This window comes from Pseudomonas syringae (genome assembly GCF_001698815.1).
GTDB classification, from domain to species: domain Bacteria; phylum Pseudomonadota; class Gammaproteobacteria; order Pseudomonadales; family Pseudomonadaceae; genus Aquipseudomonas; species Aquipseudomonas syringae_A.
In genome coordinates this window covers 61,252-84,193 of the sequence record NZ_LGSI01000047.1, presented here as the reverse complement: position 1 = coordinate 84,193, position 22,942 = coordinate 61,252, and the positions used below count along the sequence as shown (strand labels likewise).

At 60.1% G+C, this 22,942-nt stretch carries 19 protein-coding genes; 12 read left to right on the top strand and 7 right to left on the bottom strand.

What is annotated here, in order from left to right; genetic code table 11:
* Positions 1-104: 104 nt before the first annotated feature.
* The 5 genes from parE to AFK24_RS14750 all read left to right on the top strand — a co-directional run bounded on the left by parE (position 105) and on the right by AFK24_RS14750 (position 6,653).
* Positions 105-2,009 (top strand): DNA topoisomerase IV subunit B, encoded by a 1,905-nt coding sequence (parE, locus tag AFK24_RS14770; protein WP_065833907.1) that lies wholly within the window; start codon positions 105-107, stop codon positions 2,007-2,009.
* Positions 2,009-2,986, top strand: a complete 978-nt coding sequence (locus AFK24_RS14765) for an esterase-like activity of phytase family protein (RefSeq protein WP_065833906.1) — start codon at positions 2,009-2,011, stop codon at positions 2,984-2,986. The genes parE and AFK24_RS14765 overlap by 1 nt, the downstream gene beginning before the upstream one ends.
* The gene (locus AFK24_RS14760) at positions 2,986-3,507 is read left to right on the top strand and encodes a retropepsin-like aspartic protease family protein (protein ID WP_065833933.1); all 522 of its coding nucleotides are present in this window, start codon (positions 2,986-2,988) and stop codon (positions 3,505-3,507) included. The genes AFK24_RS14765 and AFK24_RS14760 overlap by 1 nt, the downstream gene beginning before the upstream one ends.
* A gap of 10 nt (positions 3,508-3,517) precedes the next feature.
* Entirely contained in the window at positions 3,518-5,782 is a 2,265-nt protein-coding gene (parC, locus tag AFK24_RS14755; RefSeq protein WP_065833905.1) for a DNA topoisomerase IV subunit A, read from the top strand.
* Between the two features lie 178 nt (positions 5,783-5,960).
* Complete coding sequence (locus tag AFK24_RS14750; protein ID WP_065833904.1) at positions 5,961-6,653, top strand: PqiC family protein; 693 nt, start codon at positions 5,961-5,963, stop codon at positions 6,651-6,653.
* Positions 6,654-6,798: 145 nt separating this feature from the next.
* Here the strand turns inward: AFK24_RS14750 and AFK24_RS14745 are convergent, their stop codons facing one another.
* Positions 6,799-8,349, bottom strand: coding sequence for a HAMP domain-containing protein (locus AFK24_RS14745; RefSeq protein ID WP_065833903.1), 1,551 nt, complete (start codon positions 8,347-8,349; stop codon positions 6,799-6,801).
* A gap of 130 nt (positions 8,350-8,479) precedes the next feature.
* On the opposite strand from AFK24_RS14745, the gene serB reads away from it, so the two are divergent.
* On the top strand, positions 8,480-9,694 hold the full coding sequence (gene serB, locus AFK24_RS14740; RefSeq protein WP_065833902.1) for a phosphoserine phosphatase SerB: 1,215 nt from the start codon (positions 8,480-8,482) through the stop codon (positions 9,692-9,694).
* A gap of 81 nt (positions 9,695-9,775) precedes the next feature.
* On the opposite strand, the gene AFK24_RS14735 is transcribed toward serB, so the two are convergent.
* From AFK24_RS14735 to AFK24_RS14720, 4 genes are all read right to left on the bottom strand, one after another.
* Complete coding sequence (locus AFK24_RS14735) at positions 9,776-11,563, bottom strand: molecular chaperone (protein ID WP_065833901.1); 1,788 nt, start codon at positions 11,561-11,563, stop codon at positions 9,776-9,778.
* A 237-nt stretch (positions 11,564-11,800) separates the two neighbouring features.
* Complete coding sequence (gene asd, locus AFK24_RS14730; RefSeq protein WP_170826335.1) at positions 11,801-12,670, bottom strand: archaetidylserine decarboxylase; 870 nt, start codon at positions 12,668-12,670, stop codon at positions 11,801-11,803.
* Positions 12,671-12,721: 51 nt separating this feature from the next.
* Complete coding sequence (gene rhdA, locus AFK24_RS14725) at positions 12,722-13,537, bottom strand: thiosulfate sulfurtransferase (protein ID WP_065833899.1); 816 nt, start codon at positions 13,535-13,537, stop codon at positions 12,722-12,724.
* A gap of 46 nt (positions 13,538-13,583) precedes the next feature.
* Entirely contained in the window at positions 13,584-15,119 is a 1,536-nt protein-coding gene (locus AFK24_RS14720; RefSeq protein ID WP_065833898.1) for an HDOD domain-containing protein, read from the bottom strand.
* A gap of 210 nt (positions 15,120-15,329) precedes the next feature.
* Between AFK24_RS14720 and motA the strand changes: the two genes are divergently transcribed.
* Complete coding sequence (gene motA / locus AFK24_RS14715; RefSeq protein WP_065833897.1) at positions 15,330-16,181, top strand: flagellar motor stator protein MotA; 852 nt, start codon at positions 15,330-15,332, stop codon at positions 16,179-16,181.
* 3 nt (positions 16,182-16,184) lie between these two features.
* Positions 16,185-17,201 (top strand): flagellar motor protein MotB, encoded by a 1,017-nt coding sequence (gene motB / locus AFK24_RS14710; RefSeq protein WP_065833896.1) that lies wholly within the window; start codon positions 16,185-16,187, stop codon positions 17,199-17,201.
* A 168-nt stretch (positions 17,202-17,369) separates the two neighbouring features.
* Here motB and rsgA read toward each other — a convergent pair whose 3' ends face one another.
* On the bottom strand, positions 17,370-18,401 hold the full coding sequence (rsgA, locus tag AFK24_RS14705; RefSeq protein WP_065833895.1) for a small ribosomal subunit biogenesis GTPase RsgA: 1,032 nt from the start codon (positions 18,399-18,401) through the stop codon (positions 17,370-17,372).
* 100 nt (positions 18,402-18,501) lie between these two features.
* On the opposite strand from rsgA, the gene orn reads away from it, so the two are divergent.
* Positions 18,502-19,038: an oligoribonuclease gene (orn, locus tag AFK24_RS14700; RefSeq protein WP_065833894.1), complete on the top strand. Its 537-nt coding sequence runs from the start codon at positions 18,502-18,504 to the stop codon at positions 19,036-19,038.
* A 75-nt stretch (positions 19,039-19,113) separates the two neighbouring features.
* Positions 19,114-19,725: a trimeric intracellular cation channel family protein gene (locus AFK24_RS14695; protein WP_065833893.1), complete on the top strand. Its 612-nt coding sequence runs from the start codon at positions 19,114-19,116 to the stop codon at positions 19,723-19,725.
* A gap of 112 nt (positions 19,726-19,837) precedes the next feature.
* Here the strand turns inward: AFK24_RS14695 and queG are convergent, their stop codons facing one another.
* Positions 19,838-20,917: a tRNA epoxyqueuosine(34) reductase QueG gene (gene queG / locus AFK24_RS14690; protein WP_065833892.1), complete on the bottom strand. Its 1,080-nt coding sequence runs from the start codon at positions 20,915-20,917 to the stop codon at positions 19,838-19,840.
* Between the two features lie 62 nt (positions 20,918-20,979).
* Between queG and AFK24_RS14685 the strand changes: the two genes are divergently transcribed.
* Positions 20,980-22,476 carry a bifunctional ADP-dependent NAD(P)H-hydrate dehydratase/NAD(P)H-hydrate epimerase gene (locus AFK24_RS14685; RefSeq protein ID WP_065833891.1) on the top strand — a complete coding sequence of 499 codons (1,497 nt, stop codon included), beginning with the start codon at positions 20,980-20,982 and terminating at the stop codon, positions 22,474-22,476.
* Positions 22,464-22,934 (top strand): tRNA (adenosine(37)-N6)-threonylcarbamoyltransferase complex ATPase subunit type 1 TsaE, encoded by a 471-nt coding sequence (gene tsaE, locus AFK24_RS14680; RefSeq protein ID WP_065833890.1) that lies wholly within the window; start codon positions 22,464-22,466, stop codon positions 22,932-22,934. The genes AFK24_RS14685 and tsaE overlap by 13 nt, the downstream gene beginning before the upstream one ends.
* The last annotated feature ends 8 nt before the right edge of the window (positions 22,935-22,942 follow it).

Below are 22,942 nucleotides of genomic sequence, written 5' to 3'. Positions count from 1 at the left end.
TACATGTATTCACTTGCAGGAGCGATTCATTCGCGAATGAATTCGCTCCTGCAAGCAGAAAAATGAAGCTCTGTAATCCCACGAACATCTGATGACGAGACCCCATGGCCACTCCCAGCGCTAGCTCTTATAACGCCGACGCCATCGAAGTCCTCTCGGGCCTCGACCCGGTTCGCAAGCGGCCGGGCATGTACACGGACACATCGCGGCCGAACCACCTTGCCCAGGAAGTCATCGACAACAGCGTCGACGAAGCCCTTGCCGGTCATGCGAAGTCGGTGCAGGTCATCCTGCACGCCGACAATTCCCTGGAAGTGTCCGATGACGGACGCGGCATGCCGGTGGACATTCACCCGGAAGAAGGCGTGTCCGGTGTCGAGCTGATCCTGACCAAGCTTCACGCGGGCGGCAAATTCTCCAACAAGAATTACCAGTTCTCCGGCGGCCTGCACGGCGTGGGTATTTCGGTGGTCAACGCGCTGTCGACCCTGGTCAAGGTGCGGGTCAAGCGCGACGGCAACGAATACGAAATGACCTTCGCCGACGGCTATAAAGCCTCGGAACTGGCGGTCGTCGGCACCGTTGGCAAGCGCAATACCGGCACCAGCGTGTACTTTGCGCCGGACCCGAAGTATTTCGATACCCCGAAATTCTCGGTCAGCCGCCTCAAGCATGTGCTCAAGGCCAAGGCCGTATTGTGTCCCGGCCTGCTGGTCAGCTTCGAAGACAAGGCCTCCGGCGAGAAAGTCGAGTGGCACTACGAAGATGGCCTGCGCTCGTACCTGCAGGATTCGGTCAGCGATTTCCTGCGCCTGCCGGACGAGCCATTCTGCGGCAGTTTCGCCGGTAACAAAGAGGCTATCGACTGGGCGCTGCTGTGGTTGCCGGAAGGTGGCGACAGCGTGCAGGAAAGCTACGTCAACCTGATCCCGACCCAACAAGGCGGCACCCACGTCAACGGTTTGCGTCAGGGCCTGCTGGATGCGATGCGCGATTTCTGCGAATACCGCAACTTGCTGCCGCGTGGCGTGAAACTCGCTCCGGAAGACGTCTGGGAACGCATTGCCTTCGTTCTGTCGATGAAAATGCAGGAGCCGCAATTCTCCGGCCAGACCAAAGAGCGCCTGTCTTCCCGTGAAGCGGCGGCATTTGTGTCCGGTGTGGTCAAGGATGCGTTCAGCTTGTGGCTCAATGCCAACTCCGAGCTGGGCGTGCAACTGGCCGAGCTGGCGATCAACAACGCCGGTCGTCGCCTCAAGGCCAGCAAGAAAGTCGAGCGCAAGCGCATTACCCAGGGTCCGGCGTTGCCGGGCAAGCTGGCGGACTGCGCCGGGCAAGACCCGATGCGTTCCGAGCTGTTCCTAGTGGAAGGTGATTCTGCGGGCGGTTCGGCCAAGCAGGCGCGGGACAAGGAATTTCAGGCAATCCTGCCGTTGCGCGGCAAGATCCTCAACACCTGGGAAGTCGACGGCGGCGAAGTGCTCGCCAGTCAGGAAGTGCACAACATTGCGGTTGCCATTGGTGTCGATCCGGGCGCGGCGGACATCAGTCAGTTGCGTTATGGCAAGGTCTGTATCCTCGCCGACGCCGACTCCGACGGCCTGCACATTGCGACGCTGCTCTGCGCGCTGTTCGTCCAGCATTTCCGGCCGCTGGTAGATGCTGGCCATGTGTACGTGGCCATGCCGCCGCTGTATCGCATCGATCTGGGCAAGGACATTTATTACGCCCTGGATGAAGCCGAGCGTGACGGGATTCTCGATCGTCTGGTCGCCGAAAAGAAACGCGGCAAGCCACAGGTCACGCGATTCAAAGGCCTGGGTGAAATGAACCCGCCGCAGCTGCGCGAAACCACCATGGACCCGAACACTCGACGTCTGGTGCAGCTGACGCTGGATGATTTCGAGGCGACCTCGGAAATGATGGACATGCTGCTGGCCAAGAAACGCGCCGGTGATCGCAAGTCCTGGCTGGAATCCAAAGGCAACCTGGCCGAGGTTCTGACTTGATGCGAGGCTGGCTCGCCGGTCTGTTGCTGATGGTTGCTGTACCGGCTTTGGCAGTCCAGCCGGAAGAGCTGACACTGGTTTCCGAGCACCCGGTCGATGGCATGGTCGGCGGTAATCTGTCCGGTCTGGCTTCCTGTGGCGGCCAGTTGTGGACGGTTTCCGACCGCGATGATGACGTGCTGTACAGCCTGGATATCGCCGCTACCGTCTGGAAAGCGCAGGCCAATGCGCTGCAGATCCCGCCGGTTCCCGAAAGCTATTTGCCGGGCACGTTGCAGTCGATGGCCAAGGTGTCTGCACTGGTTCGTGGTGGCAGCCTGGACTTTGAAGGCGTGACCTGTGATGCAGCGGGCAATCGTTATCTGGTCAGCGAAGCCTTCGCGTTGGTCCTCAAGGTGCCGGCACAAGGTGCGCCGGTCTGGCTGGATTTGCCCGCCGCAGTGGTGGAGCAGGCTCGCGCCAAAGGCATGTTGCAGCACTTCAACGGTATTTTTGAAGGCATTGCGGTCAATCCGGCCGGAGACCGGCTATGGCTGGCTGCCGAGCGCGAGCAGCGCGGTTTGCTGGTGGTAAGCCGGGAAAACGACTCCTGGCAGTGCAAGGGCAGCTGCGTATTGCGCACCGAACCGGGGAAAGACGTGCTGCCAACGCAAGTGGGCGGCAAAGTGGTGTCCCGGGATTTTTCCGATCTGTCGTTGTTCGACGACAAGCTGTACGCGCTGGAACGCTCGGCCTATCGCATTTGTCGACGCACGCTGGAAACCGGCAAAACCGAGCGCTGCTGGTCGTTTGCCAGGGAAGCGTTGCGGCCTGATCGTCTTTATAGTCAAAGTTATGGCCTGACCGAGGCGCTGGTGGTTGATGAAACCGGGGCGTGGGTCGGCACCGATAACAATTTTGGCGAGCGCGCCGATGGCGAGAAGCGCCCGGTTGTATGGCGTTTCGCAGCCCCCAAAGGCGGCTGGAGTGAGAAATGATGAGTCAACCGCCGCCCGGCAAGCGCGCGGGCAAGGTGTTGATGTTGCTGGCGTGGGGCGCCGGGATGTTTCTGGCGACCCGTTATTTTGGCGAGTGGGAGCAGCGTCAGGAAAACCCTAACGCGGTGGTCACCTCGCAACACGGTAGCGGTTATATAGAAGTGCAGCTGGTGGGCAACCGACAGGGGCACTTCGTCAGCACGGGCAAGATCAATGGTCGAACCGTGCAGTTTTTGCTGGATACCGGCGCCACGGACGTGGCAATTCCGGGCAAGGTGGCGGACATCTTGCAGCTGCCGCGAGGTGTGCCGTTGGTGGTGAGTACCGCAAACGGGCGTACCGAAGGCTTTCGAACTTCGCTGGAACGCCTGCAAATCGGCGATATCGTCCTGCACAATGTGCGCGCCCTGGTGGTGCCCGGGCTGGACGGTGAGCAAGTGCTGCTGGGCATGAGCGCTATGAAACAACTTGAATTCACCCAGCGCGGCGGCAACATGCTGCTGCGCCAGACGACGAAATAATGAGGCCCGCATGAGCGACATCCTTGCAGACAGCTTAGATGGCGTAGAACGCCGATCACTGGCTGACTTCACCGAACAGGCCTACCTCAACTATTCCATGTACGTGATCATGGACCGTGCCTTGCCGCACATCGGCGACGGCCTCAAGCCTGTGCAACGGCGCATCATCTACGCCATGAGCGAGCTGGGCCTGGACGCTGACTCCAAGCACAAAAAGTCAGCGCGTACCGTCGGTGACGTGCTCGGCAAGTTCCACCCGCACGGCGACTCAGCCTGCTACGAAGCCATGGTCCTGATGGCGCAGCCGTTCAGCTATCGCTACACGCTGGTGGACGGGCAGGGCAACTGGGGTGCGCCGGATGATCCCAAGTCATTCGCGGCCATGCGTTACACCGAAGCACGGCTGTCGCGTTATTCCGAAGTGTTGCTCAGCGAACTGGGCCAGGGCACGGCGGACTGGGTGCCGAACTTTGACGGCACGCTGAACGAACCTGCGGTGTTGCCGGCACGTTTGCCGAATATCCTGCTCAACGGCACCACCGGCATCGCGGTCGGCATGGCCACCGACGTGCCGCCGCACAACCTGCGCGAAGTGGCCACGGCCTGCGTGCGTTTGCTGGATGAACCCAAGGCGACGGTCGCCGAGCTGTGCGAACACATCCTCGGCCCGGATTACCCGACCGAAGCGGAAATCATCACGCCCCGCGCCGATCTGCTGAAGATGTACGAAACCGGCAAAGGCTCGGTGCGCATGCGCGCCGTCTACCACATTGAAGATGGCGATATTGTCGTCACCTCGCTGCCGCATCAGGTGTCCGGCGCCAAGGTCATCGAGCAGATTGCCGGGCTGATGCAGGCCAAACCGTCCAAGGCGCCACAGGTCGCCGACCTGCGTGACGAGTCGGACCACGAGAATCCGTGCCGCCTGGTGATCATCCCGGTCAACAGCCGGGTCGACCATGACGCGTTGATGCAGCACCTGTTTGCGACGACCGATCTGGAGTCCAGCTACCGGGTCAACATCAACATCATTGGTCTGGACGGCAAGCCGCAGCTGAAAAACCTGCGCGCCTTGCTGGTGGAATGGCTGGAATTCCGCACCAATACCGTTCGCCGCCGCTTGCAGTTCCGTCTCGATAAAGTGGATCGTCGTCTGCATCTGTTGGACGGTTTGCTCATCGCTTACCTGAATCTGGATGAAGTGATTCATATCATCCGCACGGAAGAGCATCCGCGCGCCAGATTGATCGAACGCTTCGAACTCAGCGAAATCCAGGCCGATTACATTCTGGATACGCGCTTGCGTCAGTTGGCGCGCCTCGAAGAAATGAAGCTGCGCAACGAACAGGACGAGCTGAACAAGGAGCGCGCCAAGCTCATGGCTTTGCTGGGCAGCGAAGCCAAGCTCAAGAAGCTGGTGCGCACCGAGCTGATCAAGGACGCCGAAACCTATGGCGACGACCGCCGCTCACCCATTGTCGAGCGTGCCGAAGCCAAGGCGCTGACCGAACACGATCTGCTGCCCAACGAGAAAGTGACTGTTGTTCTGTCGGAAAAAGGCTGGGTCCGCTCGGCCAAAGGTCACGACATTGACGCAACCGGGCTTTCCTACAAGGCGGGAGATGGTTTCATGACCGCCGCTGCGGGCCGTTCCAATCAATACGCGGTGTTTATCGACTCAACCGGGCGCAGCTATTCCCTTGCGGCCCACACGCTGCCGTCGGCGCGCGGCCAGGGCGAACCCTTGACCGGCAAGCTCCAGCCGCCGCCGGGCGCGACCTTCGAATGCGTATTGCTGCCTGAAGATGACGCGCTGTACGTGATCGCCTCGGATGCCGGCTATGGCTTCGTGGTCAAAGGTGAAGACCTGCAAGCCAAGAACAAGGCGGGCAAGGCGCTGTTGAGTCTGCCTGCCGGGGCCAAAGTGATTCTGCCGCGCGCAGTGCCGGACCGTGAACAGAACTGGCTGGCGGCGGTGACCACCGAAGGGCGGCTGCTGATCTTCAAGATCAGTGATTTGCCGCAGCTGGGCAAAGGCAAGGGCAACAAGATCATCGGCATTCCGGGAGATCGGGTGGCGAGTCGTGAAGAGTACGTGACCGATCTGGCGGTGATCCCGCAAGGGGCGACATTGGTCCTGCAAGCGGGCAAGCGGACGCTGTCGCTCAAGCCTGACGACCTCGAACATTACAAGGGCGAGCGCGGTCGGCGGGGTAATAAGTTGCCTAGGGGCTTCCAGCGCGTCGATGCGCTGTTGGTGGAAAACGTCGGATAATGGCGGTTTAGAGCTATTAGTCTTCGTTTTGCCATGAAGATCGCCGCATAATCGCTGGAGTCATAGCGCATATTCACGGATGATATGACGTCTTATGGCGTCGGCGTGGCTGAATGCCTTCATGATTTGTGAGTATTTACACTGTGGTTCGCCTCGCGGCTGCCACCTGGATGGGACGATGAATCTTCTACGCCTTCCCGTTGTTTTGTTGATGACCAGCGTTTTGGGTCTGGCTGGTTGCAGTGTGCATCAGCCGACTGCGCTTTATCAGTTGGACAGTGGCACACCTGGGCAGCCTACCCGCACAGGGTTGGCTGTTTTATTGGGTCCGGTAACCGTGGCCGATTACCTGCAACGCGAAACGCTGTTGCAGCGTCAGCCGGATGGCAGCCTGACTGCTTCCGAAGAAGGACGCTGGGCTGGCAGCCTGTCTTCGGACATTGATCAGCTTCTGCTGCGTCAATTGGCCTGGAAACTGGACAGCCAGCGCGTAGTGCTCGCGCCGGCAGTCACTGATTTCACGCCTGACGTGCAAGTGGTGCTTTCTATCACTCGCCTGGATTCCGGTGCCAAACAGCCTGCAATCCTTGATGCACAATGGCGCCTGCTGGATCGCAAGGGTCAGGTACGCGACAGTCGTATTGTCCATCTGCAAGAACTGCATGCCGGAACCTCGGCCGATCAGGTTCGAGCCCAGGGTGTCCTGTTGCAGCGTCTGGCCGATCAGCTGAGCTCGGCGGTCAAGCCGATCTCCTGGCAGCCGGTCGAACAGCCAAAGAAAGCCCCGGTTGCTCGCGCCAAAGAGCCGGAGAAACCCAAGATGCCGATGGCACTGCCGATCCGTACCGATCTGGAAGTGTTCCGCTTCTGATCGACAGAATCAAAAAAGCCCGCAGCGATGCGGGCTTTTTTTTGTGTTCGGATTGGCGTCGATCCGTAGGAGCGGCTTTAGCCGCGAAATACGTTCTCCCGGCTGAAGCCGGTCCTACAGCGTTACGGCACAGCCGTCATTCCAATCAAGCCTTGCGCGTCTCGTGCATGCGCGCGAGTTGGCGTTCAAGCATGGATGGATAGGGCTCCATCAGGCGCTCGACGCAACATGCGCCTTCCGGGCTGGCGATTGGGCGGATACGCGCACGTTGGCGGATCAGCGCGTCGTCGTTGATCTTGCGCTCGACCAGCAGCAGGTTACGGCTGTGCTGGGAAAGGGCCAGGGCATCCTGCGCCGTTTCGGTGAGCAGCAGATCGATCTGGCTCAGGCCGGACAGACCTTCGCCCAGCGTCAGACCCAATTGCAATTGCAGGGTGATGCCGCTGTCGGCGACTTCGATCTGCAAGGCATGGCTCAACGCACGCAGCAATTCGCCGCAGCAAATGGCGTTGGTCAGGTAGTCGTCGCCGCTTTCTTCGCTGTGGAACAGCATCAGGGTGCTGCCATCGTTGAGCGTATGCAGTTCGCCTTCATACAGCGACGAGGCTTGATCCAGGCAATCGCGATAACGTTGCAGCAAATCAGTCAGGCGTGCGCGAGGCAGACGACGCAGTTGATCCTGGGAGCCGAGTTGCACGGCGAGCACGGCGCTCGGTTGCGGTGTGCTCGGTGCGACCGGTGCCTTGCTGACGACAGGTGCCGGGCTGGCGTTGTCGCGCAGATCAGCGAACGGATCGTCTTCATCCTCTTCATCTTCGTCGGCAACCAGTCGACGCTGCACGGGCGGAGCCGGCAAGCGTGGCTTGGGTGCTTCATCGAAGCCTGGCTCGCGCGCGTTGCGCCCCTTGAACGCCGGCTCGGCTTCTTCTTCCTGCTCCAGATACGGATCGTCGCCTTCGTCGTCGACATATTCCGGCTCGGGTTCAGGTTCGGGCTCCGGCATCGGCGGGGCAAACGATGTCTGCAGCTGACGGGCCAGATCACCGATTTCGTCCTGCCGCTCCACCGCTGGGGTGTACGGATCGATATCGCGCAGCCAGACGCGCAATTGCAGCAGCGGCGTGGAAATGTGTCGACCCAGGCGCAAGCTCAATGCCAGGGCCAGCGCGAGCAGAATCCCGGCCAGAATGCCCATGCTTTGCAGGCTGATGGTCATCGGCTGCTGGAACTGGCTCATGTCCAGGCTGATCCGCAGGTGCCCAGCCATCACATCCTGGAAGGTGATCTTGATTTCATACAGGCCTTCGGCTTCGCCCAGCAGCCCGTTTTTCGGACGCTGACCGGCTTCGGCAAGGATGCGGTTGTCCACGCTGTAAATGGCGGCATGGGCTACAAGCGGGTTCTTCACCAGATTGCCGAGCAGCACGTTGAGGCTGAGGATGTCGTTGGACACCAGCAGTTCAGTGGCTGACGTTGCGGTCTGCGTGGTGAGTGCCTGGCCAAGTGCGTCGGCCTGCTCATGCATGGCCTGCTTGAATTGCAAACCCATCACGCCCGCATAAATCACCAGCGCCAAGGCGACGAGGATCACGTTATGGCTGGCAATGCGCAAAGCAATCGGAACACGGCGATGGCGCAGTGCACGGAAGATAAGCAGGAAGAAATTATCGGTTTTAACTGGCGTGGGCCGGTTCACAGAGCACGGCTCTTTCGGTGAAGTTGCCGCGCAGTATAACGACCGACCCAGTAGCGGCAAAGCGCTGCCTGTGCCCGATGGTCACTGAAATTGGTTAGAATGCGGTTTTTTTCCACTGCTGGGGTGCGTCTTGCGCGAAATCGTCCTGATTAACATCACAGGTGTTGACCGTCCGGGTCTCACTGCCGCCATCACTGGCGTGCTCGCGCAAGGCGGGGTGAACATCCTCGATATCGGTCAGGCGGTGATCCACGACACCTTGTCGTTCGGCATCCTGGTCGAAATTCCCGGAACCGAGCAAGGTTCTTCAGTGCTCAAGGACATTCTGTTCACGGCTTATAAGCTCGATCAGCAGGTGCGCTTCACGGCGGTATCCGAAGAGGATTACCAGCACTGGGTCGACGGGCAGGGCAAGTCGCGGCACATCGTGACGCTGCTGACCCGCAAGGTCACCGCCGAGCAGTTGCAGCGCGTCAGTTCCATCACCGCCAAATATGGGCTGAACATCGACCAGATCGATCGCCTGTCCGGACGCATGCCGCTGGACACCCCCGCCGACAAGGGCAAGGGCTGCATCGAGTTTTCCGTGCGAGGTGAGCCGGCAGATCCCAAGGCGATGCAGGCGGAATTCCTCAGCGTGGCCCAGGCCCTGAATGTCGATATCGCGTTCCAGCAGGACTCGCTGTTTCGGCGCAACCGGCGTCTGGCAGTGTTCGACATGGATTCGACGCTGATCGAAGCCGAAGTCATCGACGAGCTGGCCAAGGCCCACGGTGTAGGTGAACTGGTTTCGGAAATCACCGAGCGCGCCATGCGCGGCGAACTGGATTTCCGCGCCAGCTTCAAGGAGCGCCTGGCGCTGCTCAAAGGGCTGGATGTCAGTGTGCTGGATGAAATCGGCGCATCGTTGCGTCTGACCGAAGGCGCTGAAACCCTGTTCGCAGAACTCAAGCGCCTGGGTTACAAGACGGCGATTCTTTCCGGCGGCTTCACCTATTTCGCCAAACAGCTGCAAGCGAAGCTGGGCATTGATTACGTGTTCGCCAACGAGCTGGAAGTGGTGGATGGCAAATGCACCGGCAATGCCATCGAGCCGATTGTCGACGCACAGCGTAAAGCGGACCTGCTGCGTGAGCTTGCGCTCAAGGAAGGCTTGAGCCTGGAGCAGACCATTGCCGTGGGCGACGGCGCCAATGACTTGCCGATGCTGGCAATCGCCGGCCTGGGCGTGGCATTCCGCGCCAAGCCGTTGGTCAAGCAGTCAGCCAAACAGGCGATCTCGACGCTGGGCCTGGACGGGATTCTGTACCTGCTGGGTTTCCGTGATCGGGATGGGCGTAACTGAGTGATGGATATCTTGTGGGAGCGAGCTTGCTCGCGAAGCCTTCGCGAGCAAGCTCGCTCCCACAGTTGTTCTAGTCCAGTGTTATAGCGACGACCACAACGAATCGAATTCCTGGTCCGCCTTGGGCTGGTCGCTGCCGGTTTCCTTGGGCGCTTCGAAGGTTTCGTATTCGAACTGGTTGTAGCTGCCGCTGCTGGCGCGTCGGTTGTTGAGGACGCCGCCGCGTTCTTCGCCGCCGATGTTGATCATCACGCTGTTGCCTTCCTGGAAAGGCAGGCGCGGAGCCAGGATTGTCGCTGGCTGCTCGATGGCCCGCACTTCCGGTAGCAGCAACGAACGCATGTAAGGGCTGTTCTGTCCGGGCCTGATCATCTGCAGGCCGCAGGGTTGCGCGAATGGCGCGATCAACTCGATCCCCATCTGCGTGCCGCCGCTGCGCACTTGTCGCACCCAGCGCACAACCGCAATGCTCCAGCCCTGACAGGCGTCGTCCTGAATGCCGACCAGTTCGCCGGCCTGCAACTGCGGCGGCACTTCCTTGGGCCACGCCAGGCAATATCCGCCGGGGCTGTGATTGACAATGTGCAGGTCGTGGGTCGTAAAGGTCTGCTGGGCATTGGACGCCGCTTCGCCGCCTTCGGCCTCGCTTTGCTGGTACTGGATTTCTTCGAAGGGCAGCAGCACCGCCGAGGTGTTGCCACGCTGGGTATCGAACGCGCTGGCCCAGGGATCGTCCGGCTTGTCGCCGACCAGTTCCATCTTGAATTGCGCGGCCTGACTGATGATCGGCAATTGCAGCATTTCACTGAATGAGCGCTGGCCGCCGAGGTAATAGTGCAGTGCGCTCATGCCGATGCACAGATTCAGCGTGCCTTGGCCCGGCGTGCGCTGAAACGTGCGCTCGGCCACGTCACCCCAGGCCGCCGCCAGATGTTGCAACAAATCGGTGGTGACGCCATGGGGAATCAGCAGCGGCAATTGCGAGCGCAGTTCGGCAGGTGTTTCCAGATAGCGATTGATCATCGCCGCCAGCGCCTGGGTATGCATGCCCACCAGCTGCGGGATCTGTTGTTCGGTGAACAGCGAGGTATAGAGCGGCGGCTTGTCCTGGTCGGTCGCAAGTGCGAACAGGCTGTTGTCGTCGGCCGGAAGTTGCAGGCGGACCAGCGAACTCCACGAATCCAGCACTTCGGCGAGACGCCCGATATTGAGCTGACGCATCTGGTTGCAGCGTGAACAACCCATCAACAAGGCAACGATGTAGGTCTGTTCGACGGTCAGGGTCTTGACGTTGTGAGCCAGTTCATCGTTCACCGCAACCAGATGCAACTGGTGTTGGCGAGCGATCTGATAAATCTTGTGCATCTCCAGCCACAGACCTTCCTGAACTGGACAGTACAACTGGTTGGCGCGAATCAACGGACCGTTAAGGCAATGCAGCGCCCGTTGCAATGCGGTGCTCAGCAGCGGGATGCGGTCTTTGGTCAGGCGCGCAGCCACGCGGTGGATGATCAGCTTGTAGCCCACGGCGAGGTGGTTTTGCAGAGCCTGGCAAAGATTGGCGACCTTGCGCGGGCGCTCGTCGAGAACGATGGCCTGATTGAGGAAGTGCCGCTCCAGGTGCTTGCAGACGAAGTACACCTCGGGCCGCAGCAGCTCAAGCATTTGCAGGCGATTGTCGCTGGGGGTGAGTAACTGGTTGAGTTCGCTGAGCCCTTGATAGAGCTGGCGCGCCATTTCGCCCAGGTTGGCTTTGGGCAGGGTAGAGATCCAGCGTTTCAGGTCGCGAGGGTTTGTTTCACAGAATGTCAGGCTCGACTGCGTCGGCGTGGGCACACGCAACAACACGGGGAGGCTTGAAATACTCATGTGACAGGCAAACTCCAACTGCTTACTGGCCCGAACGGCTGCATTCGATTCACGCGTTAATAGCATCTACTCGTTGAAAGTCGTGCAATCTGCGTCAATAAAACGCGAAGTTTTCTACAGCGCCGATGCCGTGACTTTAACAGCATCGGCCTGTGGTCGCAGCCCGTGTTGTACAAATGCGAAGGAAGGCAGAGTCGCTTCCATTCGCCACTGTTCAGCACGGGCTGTACTTTGTGCTCAGAGCGTTACAGGCGACGCGAGCATTTCACCCATTTTGACGGGTGAGCCCGCGGCCAGTTCCTCAGCCCATTTAATCTGGTTGGGTCCGAACAGAACGATGGCGGTGGAGCCCAGTTTGAAGCGGCCCAGTTCGGCACCTTTCTCCAGATGGATCGGCGCCCGGGCGGCTTCGTCGTAGCGGAAGGTTTTCAGCTCGCGCTTTGGCGGAGTGACCAGCCCAGCCCAGACGGTTTCGATGGACGCCACGATCATGGCGCCGACCAGTACTACGGCCATCGGACCGCGCTCGGTGTCGAACAGGCAGACCACGCGTTCATTGCGGGCGAACAGTTCCGGCACGTTCTCGGCAGTGGTCTGGTTGACCGAAAAAATCCGCCCAGGCACATAAACCATCTCGCGCAGGGTTCCCGCCAATGGCATGTGGACCCGGTGATAATCCTTCGGCGACAGGTAAACCGTCGCGAACTCGCCGCCCATGAACGGCGCTGACAGGCTGGCGTCGCCGCCCAACAGTTCAAGCACGCTGAAGCTGTGGCCTTTGGCCTGGAAGATCCGGCCGTGATCGATCGGGCCTAGCTGGCTGATCGCGCCATCGGCCGGGCAGAGAATCGCGCCCGGCGTGACGTCCAGCGGGCGAGCGTCGGGTTTCAATGCGCGGGTAAAGAACGCGTTGAAGTGCTCATAAGCGGTGAGGTCTTCCACCAGCGCCAGGGACATATCCACCTGATAACGACGGGCGAACCATGCGGTGAAGGCGTTCTTGAACCAGCGTACCCGGCATTCGGCAACGCAGCCGGCCAGACGGGACAGCAAGTGGTGCGGCAATAAATACTGGCTGAAGATAAACAGACGCTTTTTCATCAAAATTCCTAAAACGATAAAGGTGTGCTGAACGTAATGTTACAAGTCGGCCTGCTGTCAGCGTTCGACTGGTGTGTCCGGATGGTTGCCCCATTCACCCCAGGAGCCGGCATAGCCTTTGACTCGCGGGTAACCCAGCGCCTTGGCCACCAGATAGGTGAAGCCGGAGCGATGGTGGGTCTGGCAATGGGTAATCACTTCCTTGTCGGCGGTGATGCCCAGGCTGTCGAGGATTTCGGCGATGTCTTCGCGGATGCGCAGATTGCGCGCCGGGTCCATGCCTGCGGTCCATTCGAAGTTGACTGCGCCGGGGATGTGCCCGGCTTTGGCGGCCAGGACCTTTTCCCCTGAGTATTCGGTAGGGCCGCGGGCATCCCAGATGGCCAGATCGGCAGCGCCGAGGCGGCTTTGCAGGTATTCGCGGGTGGCGGTGGGTTCACTGTTCAGCGTCAGGGACACCGGCTGGCTGGCAGATGGCGGGACGTCGGTGGAGAGCTGCAGGCCTTCAGCCTGCCAGGCAAGAAGTCCGCCATCCACGTAGTGATACTGATGGTGGCCGATAACATCCAGTAACCAAATAAATCGCCCTGCCCAACCGCCGCCTTCGTCGTCATAGACCACGTAGACCGCGTTCGGGTTATGGCCCAGCTCGCCAAACAGCGCTTCGAGTTGCGCTTGCGCCGGCAACAGGCCGGGGGCAGGAGGCTGGCCCAGTTGCGTGCGCTTGGGATCGACAAATCGTGCGCCAGGGATGTGTCCGGCGTCATACCGGGCGCTGCTGGTCAGATCTACCAGAATCAGCTCCGGCGCGTCGAGGCGTGCCAGCAGGTCGCTGGGCTCGATGACCAGCGGCAGGCTAGAGAAGACGGACATGTGCAGCCTCCAATATCGGAAAAAGAGGCGAATTGTAGCCCAGCTGTCAGGCTTTGCGACCACTAAAGCTGGTCATCGCCCGCTCGATGCATTGACAGGTTTTTCCGAAAGCTTGTACGGATATCTCCGAAAGCGGCCCGCCGCCCTGGTCGGCGAACACCAGCATCACCACTTTGCCGTTGCTGCTCAGGGAGCGAATCAACCAATGCTTGCCCTTGAACAGGCCTCTGATGCTGCCCGGCAGCAACGCTGAGAACTGATCGATGTTGGCGGGCGTCATGCGCAGTTGAGTGGGTTGCGCGAGCAAACGCTGCAACACCGTGCTTTCTTTTATGTACAGCACGGTTTCTGCGGCTTCCTTCTGCAATCCACCGATCTGGTGAACCCGCAGCATGGTTGCCGTCTTGTCCGTCATCATCAGCATGACCCGTTGCATGCCGCAGGACAGCAAGGCGTCACGCGAAGACGTGGTCAAGTGCATGGCGTTATTGAACGGGCTCGGCTCGATCAGCAGCTCGGCACAGTGTTTGCGCCAGTCTTGCAGGGCTTCGGCAGAGGGCGGCGGGGCGGGCAGCATGCCGCGATGGACCCGGCGAGTGTCCCACGGCCAGAGCAGCGCTTCGGCTGGATGCCATATTCCCGCAGCGGCGTGATGGCGGGCACTGCTGGCGGCGTTCTGATGCACCTGTTGTTGAACGGCATCCAGCGGTTGTTGCAGATACAGACTGGTCAGCAGCTCCCAGCGCAGGCAATGCGGGCTGTCCCAGGCCTGCTGGGCCGCGAGCGCCAGACCGTTGCCCAGCAACACCGTATTGGCTGGCTGATTCAACCAGCGATGCAAATGAGGGTCGGCGTCCATGAGTTGTTGCTGGAGCAGCGGGTCGTCATTGTTGCGGGCGATGCGCATGGCTTTTACCAGCTGACGCCGTTCGCTGATCAGCAGGCGATAACCCAGTGTCACCCACAGCGGCAGATGCCAAAGCTCGGCCATGGCGACGCACAGCTCCAGCAGGCTGACGCCAAACAATTGCTTTTCCACGACGCGAGAAGACTCGCCTTGATGGATGACGCGCATTTCCCATTCATCAAGCAGCTTGGGATACGTCAGCGCCATCGGCCACAAAGGCGAGAGAAACAGCAGGCTGCCCAGGTGAATATCCTGCCAGAGCCGCGCCAGACGTCCGGCGAACAGACCACTGGCCTGCTGCGTAGCGTGTTGGCTGACCAGCAGCAGTTGGCGAAACGCAGCGGGAATTTCATCTGCTTCCAGCGTCGGCAGGCGATTGAGCAGCACTTCCGTGCGTGCCAGGCCGAGACGATTGATTGCCACCTCAAGACTTTCTGCCGGCTCTGCCAGTTTGTTGGTGTGGTGATTGGCCTCGCGCATGACGCTGAGCACCAGCGCCGGGCTGTCCTGGACCATGTCGGCGATATCACGCAGCGAACGGCGGCTGTCGTTAAGCGCGGAACGGACGCGTTTGTGATTGGCCGCAGGCACGGGCAGCGCAACGCTATCGAGCTGCTTGATCCAGGCGTCGAGGGTCTTGGGAGCAGGTAGCGGTGTCGAGGTATCTGGAGGCATGCATCAGGCCTGTACGACTGGATATTTTAGGCAGTATGGACTGCGAAACTTCAGGGTAGGACATCAGGTTGCGGGCCGCCGTTCAAGGCTCGGCTGGCTTTTCCTCATAGTGGCCTATAGTCTGGCCCACATATGCCGATAAGTAGAAGAAGAGTTTCACGAACTTCCGCAACATGTCCCTGAATCCGACTTGGTAAGTAGTTCCTACCTATGGCTAAAATTATCGGCATCATTGTCGTTTTCGCGAGCGTGCTCGGCGGATACGTTCTGTCTCACGGCAAGATTGCAGCACTGATCCAGCCTTTCGAGGTCCTGATCATCGGTGGCGCGGCATTGGGCGCGTTCCTGCAGGCCAACCCCGGCTACATGACCATGCACGTGATGAAGAAGTCGCTGAAGATGTTCAGCACGCGCTTCACTCACGCGTATTACCTCGAAGTCCTTGGCCTGGTGTACGAAATCCTCAACAAGAGCCGCCGCGAAGGCATGATGGCGATTGAAGGGGATATCGAGGATGCGTCGGCCAGCCCGATCTTCGCCAAATACCCGGGCGTGCTCAAAGACGAGCGAATGACGGCGTACATCTGTGATTACCTGCGCATCATGTCCTCGGGCAACATGGCTCCCCATGAGCTGGAAGGCCTGTTCGACATGGAACTGCAAAGCATCAAGGAAGAACTCGGGCATCCATCCCACGCCATTACCGGCATCGCCGACGGTATGCCCGGCTTCGGTATCGTCGCGGCAGTACTCGGTATCGTGGTGACCATGGCCTCGCTGGGTGACGGCGACAAGGCAGCCATCGGTAACCACGTGGGCGCGGCCCTCGTCGGTACGTTCTTCGGTATTCTCGCGGCCTACGGCTTTTTCGGCCCGCTGGCCACATCCCTGGCCCACGATGCCAAGGAAGAGCTGAACGTCTACGAAGCCATCAAGGCATCGCTGGTGGCTTCGGCGTCTGGCATGCCGCCGTCGCTGGCCGTCGAGTTTGGTCGCAAAGTCCTGTATCCCGCGCATCGGCCCAGCTTCAGCGAGCTGGAGCAAGCGGTTCGCGGTCGTTAAGTCATGGAAAATAATCAGCCGATAATCATCAAGCGCGTCAAGCGCTATGAAGGCGGACACCACGGCGGGGCATGGAAAATCGCCTTCGCCGACTTTGCTACCGCGATGATGGCGTTCTTCCTGGTGCTGTGGCTGATGTCATCGGCCACACCCGAGCAGTTGCTGGCCATTGCCGGTTACTTCAAGGATCCGGTGGGGTTTTCCGACAGCGGTTCGCCCTACGTGATTGATCTGGGTGGTTCGCCGGAGATGTCGCCGGACCAGACCCTGAACCCCGAGATCAAATCCACGCCGACCCCGGACAGCGTTCCCATCGAGTCCGACTCGGCAGAAGCCAAGGCTGAAGCGGTCGAGCAGGAACGTCTGGAGATGCTCCTGCAAGAACTGCAGAACAAGATCAACGAAAACCCGGAACTGCAGAAATTCAAGGATCAGATCCATTTCGAGATTACGCAGGACGGTTTGCGCATCCAGATCACGGATGCGGACAACCGGCCGATGTTCGATTCGGGCAGTGCGCGTCTCAAGCCGTATTTCGAAGACATTCTGCTGGCAATGGCCGACACCATCAAAGCGGTGCCGAACAAGATCAGCATCAGTGGTCACACCGACGCCAAGCCTTTCGTGGGCAATGGCGATTACGGTAACTGGGAATTGTCGGCCAACCGTGCCAACGCGGCGCGTCGAGCGCTGATCGCGGGCACGTATCCGGAAAACCAGGTCGCCCGGGTCGTGGGTTATGCATCATCTGCGTTGTATGACCGCAACCAGCCGTTCAATCCGGTGAACCGCAGGATCGATATCGTGGTGATGACCAAAAAGGCACAGCAGCGTATTGAAGGTACGCACGGCGTGGGCGATGGCAATACCACTCCGAAACCGGCCGCGCCCGCAGCGCCGCCCGGAGCGTCGAACAAACCACCACCCGATCCGCAGGCGTACGCCCAGCCTCATGAACTTCGGCAGAAGCTGAATATCTTCGAGGATGGCACGCTGAAGATGGATGAGACGAAGAACTAGCGGCAAACAAAAAGCCCGGACTCAAACGAATCCGGGCTTTTTTGTTTCAAGCCGTAGGAGGGGATTTATCCCCGAATAGGGCATTCCAGACGCAGAATAATCATCTGCTGCACCGACGCCTTCGGGGATAAATCCCCTCCTACAATGGTCATGCTCGTCATTACCGAATCAATAACTGTTTTCCGGCAAGCTGGCGATGATCGAGCGATAGCTGTTCATACGTTGCTGCTGCACGCGACCTTCTTCGAGGGCGATGATCAATGCGCAACCAGGTTCGCGGTCATGCTTGCAGTCGCGGAAGCGGCAGTGGCCGATCAGCTCGTGGAACTCGATAAAGCCCGCTTCCACATCGGCACGGCTAACGTGACCGAGGCCGAATTCACGAATCCCTGGGGAGTCGATCAGTTCGCCGCCACCCGGGAAGTGGAACAAGCGTGCCGTGGTGGTGGTGTGCGTGCCTTGGCCGGACCACTCGGACAATGGACCGACGCGGGTGTCGACTTCCGGCAGCAGGCTGTTGACCAGCGAAGACTTGCCGACGCCGGACTGGCCGACAAACACGCTGATGTGCCCATCGAGCTGGGTTTGCAGTTGTTGCATGCCATCGCCTTGATGCGCCGACACTTCCAGCACCGGATAGCCCAGCGTGCGGTAAACCGCCAACAGCGCATTCAGTGCAGGTGCGTTCTGCTCGTCGATCAGATCAAATTTGTTCAGCAGCAACAGCGGACGAATCCCGGCGTGCTCGGCTGCGACCAGATAACGGTCGATCAGGTTTGCATGGGGTTCAGGTGCTGGCGCAAACACAATCACGATCAGATCGACGTTGGCGGCAACCGGCTTGAGTTGCCCACGGCTGTCCGGTCGACATAGCTCGGTGGTGCGCGGCAACTGGGCGACGATAACGCCGATGCCCTGATTGCCGGCGCGCCAGACGACGCGGTCGCCCGTAACCAGTGCGGGCAGGTTGGCGCGCAAATGGCAGCGGAACACTTGTCCGCTCAGATCGCCTTCCTGGGCTTCGACTTCGACCTGAATACCAAAGTGAGCGATCACCAGGCCGGTCTGCTCAGGGCCAAGATCGCCGCCCTCAAGGGTTTCCAGGGTCAGTGACTCACGTTTGGCGACGCGGGCAGCGCGCTCGCCCTGGATCTTTTCGATGCGCCAGTTCTGACGACGATTGAGTTGGCGTTTGGCCATGGGTGTTCCGAGTAGATAAAGCAGCTGATTAGATAAAACGCGATGAAGTCTAGCATGCCGGGGTGAGCTAAACTGCGCGCCTACGCTGAGGAGTCGACATATGCAAAACAAGCAGAACCTGATCTGGATCGATCTGGAAATGACCGGTCTGGACCCAGACACCGACGTCATCATTGAAATGGCCACCATTATCACTGACAGCCAGCTCAATACCTTGGCTGAAGGCCCGGTCATCGCCATCCATCAGAGCGACGAGACGCTGGCCAAAATGGACGAGTGGAATACGCGTCAGCATGGCGGTTCGGGCCTGACTCAGCGGGTTCGCGAGAGCACCATCAGCATGGCTCAAGCCGAAGCCGAGACGCTTGAGTTCATCAAGCTCTGGGTGCCGGAGCGCAGCTCGCCGATCTGCGGCAACAGTATTTGCCAGGATCGCCGCTTCCTTTATCGCCACATGTCTGCCCTGGAAAACTACTTTCACTACCGCAACCTTGACGTTTCAACCCTTAAGGAGCTGGCCGCGCGCTGGTCGCCTGAGCTGAAATTCAAGAAAGGCAGCACGCATCTGGCCCTGGACGACATTCGTGAATCCATCGCCGAACTGCGCTTCTATCGCGAACATTTCATCAAGGCGTAAAGCGCAGGAGGGCAACCGATTCGGCGTTGCCCTCTTTTGGTACACTGCGCGGCTTTGTCGCAAAGGACTGCCGCCATGTTGCTGATGCTCTATCTGATTGCCATTACTGCTGAAGCCATGACCGGCGCGCTCTCGGCAGGCCGACGTGGCATGGACTGGTTCGGCGTGGTGCTGATCGCTTGCGTGACGGCATTGGGCGGCGGTTCGGTGCGCGATGTACTGCTCGGGCACTACCCGCTGACCTGGGTGAAAAACCCGGAATACCTGATCCTGACCAGCGTTGCGGCCTTGCTGACGATTTTCATCGCGCCGCTGATGCGCCATTTGCGCTCGTTGTTTCTGGTGCTCGATGCGCTGGGCTTGGTGGCCTTCACCCTGATCGGCTGCATGACCGCACTGGAAACCGGCAACGGCATGCTGGTCGCGTCGGTGTGCGGTGTGATTACCGGCGTGTTCGGCGGCATCTTGCGCGACATTTTCTGCAACGACATCCCGCTGGTGTTCCGTCGCGAGCTATACGCCAGCGTGTCTTTCCTGGCCGCGTGGTGCTTCCTGTTGTGCCAGCACTTCCAGTTGCCGTCCGATCAGAGCGTGCTGATCACTCTGTTTGGCGGCTTGCTGCTGCGGCTGCTGGCGATTCGCTTCAATTGGAACATGCCGAAGTTTGTCTACAAGGATGAGCATTAGGGCACCGGTATCGTTGGAGCGAGGCTTGCCCGCGAAGGCGTCATTTCAGGCGACAAATATGTCGACGGAAATTCCGATTCGCGGGCAAGCCTCGCTCCAACAGATCAAAAGCTCAGTAACCATGCTGCTTCAGCGCCCACTCCACATGCTCGCGCACCAGTTCCGACGGATATTCCCGGCGGGCTTCCAGTGCCTGCAATACCGGAATCGTTGATGGCGCGTTGCCCAGGCCGACCGCCAGATTGCGCAACCAGCGTTCATAACCCGCGCGCCGGAGCGGCGAGCCTTCGGTGTTGCTGAGAAATTTTTCTTCATCCCACATGAACAGCTCGGCCAGCCCGGCGTTGTCCAGGTTGTGGCGGGGCTGAAAGTCGCTCTGGTCCGTAGGGCGGGCGAAGCGGTTCCACGGGCAGACGATCTGGCAGTCATCGCAGCCGAACACCCGATTGCCGATCAGCGGCCGCAGCTCTTCCGGGATTGCCGTCTTCAATTCAATAGTCAGGTAGGAAATGCAGCGTCGGGCATCCAGCACGTACGGCCCAACGAAAGCAGCGGTGGGGCAAATGTCCAGGCACGCCGTGCAGCGCCCGCAGTGTTCGGTTGAGTGGGGCGGATCAACCGGCAGCGGCAGATCGACAAACAGCTCGCTGAGGAAGAAAAAGCTGCCGGCCTTGCGATTCAGCACCAGGGTGTTCTTGCCGATCCAGCCCAGCCCGGCCTGTTCGGCAATGGCTTTTTCCAGGACCGGCGCGCTGTCGACGAAGGCGCGAAAGCCAAACGGGCCGATGTCTTTCTGAATGCGTTCGGCCAGTTGCTGCACGCGCTTGCGGATCAGCTTGTGGTAATCGCGCCCCAACGCATAGCGCGACACGTAGGCTTTTTCCGGTTCTGCCAGACGCTGGGTCATTTCGGTATCGCCGGGGAGATAATCCATGCGCAGCGAAACCACGCGCAGCGTTCCGGGCACTAACTCGTCCGGGTGCGAACGTTTGCTGCCGTGCGCTGCCATATAGTCCATCTCGCCGTGATAGCCCGCGTCGAGCCAGCGCTGCAGATGCTGCTCATGCTCGGCAAGGTCCAGCCCGGAAATACCGACCTGCTGAAAACCCAGCTCGCGGCCCCACTCCTTGATCGACTGGGCAAGGGTGGTCAAATCGGCAGTGTTGAGTGGATCTACAGTAATAGCAGGCATGCGCAGAGAGAAACCGGGCGGAGGTGCGTATAATTCTGCCAGACATCGGAGCCCAGAGACGCATGGTCGACACTAAACCGCAATTACCGGACGCGCTGTATGACGCTGCACAGGTCCGCGACCTCGATGCCCGGCTGATTTCCGCCGGTACGCCGGGCATGGAATTGATGCAGCGCGCCGCCCACGCCACTTGGCGTGCGGTGCGTCGGCGCTGGCCGGATGCGGGCACATTGACCGTGCTGGCCGGACGCGGCAACAACGCCGGGGATGGCTATCTGATTGCGTCATTGGCGCTCAAGGCTGGCTGGCAGGTTCAAGTGTTGGCGGTCGGCGATGTTGGCGCGCTGGCTGGCGATGCGGCTGCAGCCCATGCTGAAGCCGTCTCGCATGGCGTGCAGGTCGAGCCGTGGGCCGGGCAACCGTTGACCGGCATCGTGCTGGATGCGCTGCTCGGTACCGGATTGAGCGGTGATGTGCGTCAGCCCTATCTTGAAGCCATCGAAGCCATCAATGCCTGTAGCGCACCGGTTGCCGCCGTGGATATTCCGTCCGGGCTCAGCGCTGATACCGGGCGAATCCTCGGGATTGCCGTACGCGCCGACCTGACGGTGACCTTCATTGGTCTGAAACTGGGGCTTTTTACTGGCGATGCGGCGGATCTGGTTGGTGAGCTGGTATTCGATGATCTACAGGCCGACCCGGCTATTGTCGCGCAGTTGCCGACCAGCGCCACTCGCCTGAACAGCTCGAACCTGCCGCACCTCGCGCCACGTCCGCGCACTGCTCATAAAGGTCAGTACGGTCGGGTCCTGGTGATCGGCGGTGACCACGGTTTTGGCGGCGCGGCGCTGTTATCGGCAGAAAGCGCTCTGCGCAGCGGCGCGGGCATGGTCACGCTGGCGACCCGCGCCGAGCATGTTCCCGCTGCTTTGGCGCGTTTCCCCGAGGTTATGAGCGCGGGCATCAGTTCTGCCAATCAACTGCGCGCCTTGATCGAACCGGCCAGCGTGCTGGTGATCGGTCCTGGCCTGGGCAAGGCCAGTTGGGGGCGCAGTCTGCTGTCGGCGGCTGCCAGCGCCGATCTGCCGCAAGTCTGGGATGCCGATGCGCTCAATCAATTGGCCGAAGGTCTGGCGAGTTTGCCGATAGACAGCATCATCACCCCGCATCCCGGCGAAGCCGCGCGATTGCTGGGCATCAGCACCAAGGACGTTCAGGCGGATCGCCCCGCAGCTGCGCGCGCGCTGGCAAAAAAATTCAATTCAGTATGTGTCCTCAAAGGCACCGGCAGCCTGATCGCGGATACCGATGGCACGCTAGCCTTATGTGATCGCGGCCATCCCGCCATGGCGACTGGTGGGCTGGGCGACGTGCTGGCCGGACTGATCGGCGCGCTGATGGCGCAAAAAATGAAACCGTTCGACGCGGCATGCCTTGGCGTATGGCTGCACGCCAGTGCTGGCGAACAGGTCGGCAAGATCGGCCGTGGGCTGGCGGCCAGTGATGTCATCCCAGCCATTCGTCTGTTATTGGAGGAGCAACAACCGTGTCTGCACTAACGCTGAACGTCGCAGGCGAAGAGGCCATGACCGATCTCGGAACGCGCATTGCCAAGGTCACGCAAGGTGTTGGCCTGATCTTTCTGGAAGGTGATCTGGGCGCCGGAAAAACCACGCTGTCGCGGGGCATCATTCGTGGTTTGGGGCATGTGGGGGCGGTCAAAAGTCCTACCTTCACGCTGGTTGAACCCTACGAAATCGGTTCGATCCGCGCGTTCCATTTCGACCTCTATCGGCTGGTCGATCCAGAGGAGCTGGAGTACCTGGGGATACGCGATTACTTCGAAGACGATGCGCTTTGTCTGATCGAATGGCCCCAGCGCGGTGCAGGCTTTTTGCCAAAGCCTGACCTGACCATTACCATTGGCGCGCATGCGGAAGGTCGATCCCTGACTTTGAGCCCCGGTGGCTCGCGTGGCGAGACCTGGTGTGCCGCTTTGGCTTTGGAATTCAAATAGATATGGGG

What these genes read in the sequence shown, in the direction of transcription:
- parE (WP_065833907.1), top strand. Translation starts at nt 105, where the DNA reads ATGGCCACTCCCAGCGCTAGCTCTTATAACGCCGACGCCATCGAAGTC.
- AFK24_RS14765 (WP_065833906.1), top strand. Translation starts at nt 2,009, where the DNA reads ATGCGAGGCTGGCTCGCCGGTCTGTTGCTGATGGTTGCTGTACCGGCT.
- AFK24_RS14760 (WP_065833933.1), top strand. Translation starts at nt 2,986, where the DNA reads ATGAGTCAACCGCCGCCCGGCAAGCGCGCGGGCAAGGTGTTGATGTTG.
- parC (WP_065833905.1), top strand. Translation starts at nt 3,518, where the DNA reads ATGAGCGACATCCTTGCAGACAGCTTAGATGGCGTAGAACGCCGATCA.
- AFK24_RS14750 (WP_065833904.1), top strand. Translation starts at nt 5,961, where the DNA reads ATGAATCTTCTACGCCTTCCCGTTGTTTTGTTGATGACCAGCGTTTTG.
- AFK24_RS14735 (WP_065833901.1), bottom strand. Translation starts at nt 11,563, where the DNA reads ATGAGTATTTCAAGCCTCCCCGTGTTGTTGCGTGTGCCCACGCCGACG.
- rhdA (WP_065833899.1), bottom strand. Translation starts at nt 13,537, where the DNA reads ATGTCCGTCTTCTCTAGCCTGCCGCTGGTCATCGAGCCCAGCGACCTG.
- AFK24_RS14720 (WP_065833898.1), bottom strand. Translation starts at nt 15,119, where the DNA reads ATGCCTCCAGATACCTCGACACCGCTACCTGCTCCCAAGACCCTCGAC.
- motA (WP_065833897.1), top strand. Translation starts at nt 15,330, where the DNA reads ATGGCTAAAATTATCGGCATCATTGTCGTTTTCGCGAGCGTGCTCGGC.
- motB (WP_065833896.1), top strand. Translation starts at nt 16,185, where the DNA reads ATGGAAAATAATCAGCCGATAATCATCAAGCGCGTCAAGCGCTATGAA.
- rsgA (WP_065833895.1), bottom strand. Translation starts at nt 18,401, where the DNA reads ATGGCCAAACGCCAACTCAATCGTCGTCAGAACTGGCGCATCGAAAAG.
- orn (WP_065833894.1), top strand. Translation starts at nt 18,502, where the DNA reads ATGCAAAACAAGCAGAACCTGATCTGGATCGATCTGGAAATGACCGGT.
- AFK24_RS14695 (WP_065833893.1), top strand. Translation starts at nt 19,114, where the DNA reads ATGTTGCTGATGCTCTATCTGATTGCCATTACTGCTGAAGCCATGACC.
- queG (WP_065833892.1), bottom strand. Translation starts at nt 20,917, where the DNA reads ATGCCTGCTATTACTGTAGATCCACTCAACACTGCCGATTTGACCACC.
- AFK24_RS14685 (WP_065833891.1), top strand. Translation starts at nt 20,980, where the DNA reads ATGGTCGACACTAAACCGCAATTACCGGACGCGCTGTATGACGCTGCA.